This is a genomic window from Bacteroides sp. ET71, from assembly GCF_023336905.1.
In the GTDB taxonomy this organism is placed as follows: Bacteria; Bacteroidota; Bacteroidia; order Bacteroidales; family Bacteroidaceae; genus Bacteroides.
In genome coordinates this window covers 1-3251 of record NZ_JAMBLS010000071.1, presented here as the reverse complement: position 1 = coordinate 3251, position 3251 = coordinate 1, and the positions used below count along the sequence as shown (strand labels likewise).

The 3251-nt window shown below is 47.9% G+C and carries 4 protein-coding genes and 1 tRNA gene; all 5 read left to right on the top strand.

Annotated features, from left to right (window positions below; translation table 11 throughout):
- Positions 1 to 4: 4 nt before the first annotated feature.
- The 5 genes from M3090_RS15020 to M3090_RS15000 all read left to right on the top strand — a co-directional run bounded on the left by M3090_RS15020 (position 5) and on the right by M3090_RS15000 (position 3122).
- A tRNA-Asp gene (locus M3090_RS15020) sits at positions 5 to 79 on the top strand.
- 404 nt (positions 80 to 483) lie between these two features.
- Positions 484 to 1707 (top strand): site-specific integrase, encoded by a 1224-nt coding sequence (locus tag M3090_RS15015; protein ID WP_072545349.1) that lies wholly within the window; start codon positions 484 to 486, stop codon positions 1705 to 1707.
- Between the two features lie 14 nt (positions 1708 to 1721).
- Positions 1722 to 2363: a site-specific integrase gene (locus M3090_RS15010; RefSeq protein WP_117616275.1), complete on the top strand. Its 642-nt coding sequence runs from the start codon at positions 1722 to 1724 to the stop codon at positions 2361 to 2363.
- Between the two features lie 12 nt (positions 2364 to 2375).
- Positions 2376 to 2789: a hypothetical protein gene (locus M3090_RS15005; protein ID WP_071150608.1), complete on the top strand. Its 414-nt coding sequence runs from the start codon at positions 2376 to 2378 to the stop codon at positions 2787 to 2789.
- A gap of 12 nt (positions 2790 to 2801) precedes the next feature.
- Complete coding sequence (locus tag M3090_RS15000) at positions 2802 to 3122, top strand: hypothetical protein (protein WP_071150609.1); 321 nt, start codon at positions 2802 to 2804, stop codon at positions 3120 to 3122.
- Positions 3123 to 3251: the final 129 nt, after the last annotated feature.

The window sequence follows — 3251 nt, the reverse complement described above, 5'->3', positions numbered from 1 at the left end:
TCTTGGTGCGGTAGTTCAGCCTGGTTAGAATACATGCCTGTCACGCATGGGGTCGCGGGTTCGAGTCCCGTCCGCACCGCTTACGAAAAAAGACTGAAATAAGAAAGTCGAAGACAATATCCTCAAAGTCAGTAACTTTGGGGATATTTTTTTGTTATACCACGACAGATGAATACCCCGTTGGAAGTCGAAAATTGGACAAATCGAGTAACCAAATCGTAACCAAGAAAAAAAACGGGAATTTTGGTTACGACTTCGTAGATATGTCGTTGATTTGTCGTTGTTTACGTTCAATTTTATCGACACGCCGTAACCTAAAATCCTGAGCAGAAAAAGGAAACAACCGGCACGTTTACGATTCATTTCATGAGGATACACGACAATGACCCTCAAATGTCTGTTTCATAGCCGCCAAGTGTCCGCCTGTGGATTGCGTCAAGTGATTGTCAAACAGTATTTTTGCAACAAAAAACTTAAAAGCGCATGAAACGGAACACATTCAGCGTACTTTGTTACGCAAGGAAAAGGGAACAGGGAAAGGACAAGCAGTATCCTATCATGGTTCGCATCACCATTGACAGCGAACAGGTACAGTTCAACTCACAGTTAATGGTGGATAAGAAGATGTGGAAGGACGGTGGCGTAGTCGGTCGTAGTGCGACGGCGGTGTATTTGCGCACGCAGATAGAGAAAATCAAGACCGACATTACCCGCATCTACGAAAAGGAAATCGAAAACAACCGCTACCCTTCACCGCTGAAGCTGAAGAACATCTATCTGGGCATTGAAACGAAAGCCAACACGCTGCTGACCGTGTTCAAGAAGATGAACGAGGAAAAGCGGAAGGAAGTGGGCACGTCGCTCTCACAGAACACCTACAAGAAATACGACCTGACATACCGCCGTATGGAAGAATACATTCAGTTCAGGTTCAGGAAAGAAAAGTATAAAGACATTCCATTGACGGAAATCAACGAGGAATTTATCAACGGCTTCCGCAACTTCCTGCGTGTGGACAAGAAGGTCGGCCACAACGCCACCTCGAAGATGATGCAACTGTTCAAGAAAGCCGTTACCCGCGCAAGGAACGCCGGTCTTATCCAGTTCAACCCATTCACGCAGCCCATCACCTTCGTTCAGGTGGACAAAGGCTTTCTGACAATGGACGAACTCCAGAGCATTATGGACAAGGAGATTGAAGTGGAACGCCTGCAACGGGTGCGCGACGTCTTTGTATTTTCCTGTTGGACGGGGTTGGCGTACATAGACGTATATCTGCTCAAAGACGAACATATCCAGAAGTATCTGGACGGCAACTATTGGATTATCTCCAAGCGCCATAAGACCGGTGTGCCCATCAACGTGCGCCTGTTGGACATTCCCCTGCGCATCCTGCAAAAGTACAAGGGTAAACAGCCCGACCACCGCGCCCTGCCCATGCCGAGCAATCAGAAGATGAACGCATATCTGAAGGAACTCGCTGATATTTGCGGAATTAGGAAGAACCTGACCTATCACCTCGCAAGACACACGTTCGCCACAACCGTTACGCTAACTAACGGAGTATCAATAGAATCCGTATCAAAAATGTTGGGACATACTAATATTCGCACTACGCAAATCTACGCGAAGGTAATCAACCAGAAAAGCGGCAGCGAGATGGAAGCCCTTTCCGACAGGCTGCATGTATCCATGAACGCATTATAGAAAGGAGGACAAATATGAGAACGATAGAAAGACAGCTTAGAGCCAGACAAACGGCGGTGAGTCTGAACGAAAAGGAATTGAGCAGACTGATGAAAGCCACGTTTGACACACCGCGTTTGGAACAGGTGCGTGACCTTTTCATCTTTTCGAGCTTTACAGGCCTGCATTACCAGAACCTGAAATCCCTCCGTAAAGAGAATTTCCACAACAAGTACGGGCAGAAGTGGATTTTCATGGTAAGGGAGCAGACCGACGCTTTCATCCACATTCCCCTGCTGCCTGTCCCACAAATGATATTGGAGAAGTACAAAGTCCGGTTTGCCGGAACGGATGAACTGTTGCCCGTCCCCAGCAACCAACGGCTGAATGTCTATCTGAAAGAGATTGCGGAACTCTGCGGCATCGAAAAGAACATGACCATGTATCTGGCTTACCATACGTTCAAGGATACGATAACGACAAAAAACGGCATATCCACCGGTACGGTATGCCGCATGTTAGGGCGGTTCGACCTGCGCGGCCGCCATGCTTATGTTACCGACCGCATCATCAAGCGCGAAATGGACAGAGTGGCGCGTAACTGCACCCCGTTTGAAAAAATTGCGGCGCAATACATCATGACAACCAATAAATCCGTATATTGTCCTACCAAATAAAACGATACCCCTATGCTACACAGAGGAAATATCACCATCACCGGGCTGGAGGACATCAACCGTCACCCCACAGTCAGCGTCAAGTTGGAGAACGGCAACGTATGGCTTACTAAGCACGAGCTTGCCCGCCTGTTCGGAGTGTTCATCCAGACGATAGACGCCAATATGCGCTCCATCTTCAAGTCGCGCATCCTGAACGAGAGCGAGGCAACCATCACGGAGAAGCAGGATAAGCGATACGTTACCTACTATAATCTGGAGGCCGTCATTTTCCTCAGCTTCCGCATCAACACCTATTGTACGAAGCTGTTCCGCGAATGGGTGCTGAACTCCCTGTGCGAGTACAAGCGGCTGAAGGAGAAGCAGCCCGAAGTCCTTGTCGTGTTCAACGCTTCGGACAACCAGACATTCATTTCATACAATTAAGTAACAGGAAATATGGCTACAAACAAATCGCAGATAGAAAAGTGGATAACGGCGCAGAAAAAACATCGGCTGTCCGACACCCACGTACAGATGGCGCGTGAACTCGGTCTCAATCCCGATAAGTTAGGCAAGATAGACAACCATCGGCAGGAAACATGGAAAGCCCCTTTACCCCAATTCATCGAGGACATCTATTTCAAACACTTCAAGAAAGAACGTCCCGATGCAGTGAAGCCTTTGAAGCAAATCCTGAACGAACTGGAGGCGAAGAAGGAAGCAAAGAAAAAGGCGAAGGAGGAACGCTGCCGATTGAAGGAGAGTAACGAAACCTGAAAACTGAAATCCCACAAAAACGGGGCTTGTCCGTGAAATAAACCGGGCAAGGCTCGTTTTGTATCCTCCAAACCCTTATCTTTGGGCAGAAAAAGCCCCAAAGATGATAGAAGACCTCCACATATCCGT

Coding starts and splice junctions, on each gene's coding strand:
- M3090_RS15010 (WP_117616275.1), top strand. CDS start 1,722: ATGAGAACGATAGAAAGACAGCTTAGAGCCAGACAAACGGCGGTGAGT.
- M3090_RS15005 (WP_071150608.1), top strand. CDS start 2,376: ATGCTACACAGAGGAAATATCACCATCACCGGGCTGGAGGACATCAAC.
- M3090_RS15000 (WP_071150609.1), top strand. CDS start 2,802: ATGGCTACAAACAAATCGCAGATAGAAAAGTGGATAACGGCGCAGAAA.
- M3090_RS15015 (WP_072545349.1), top strand. CDS start 484: ATGAAACGGAACACATTCAGCGTACTTTGTTACGCAAGGAAAAGGGAA.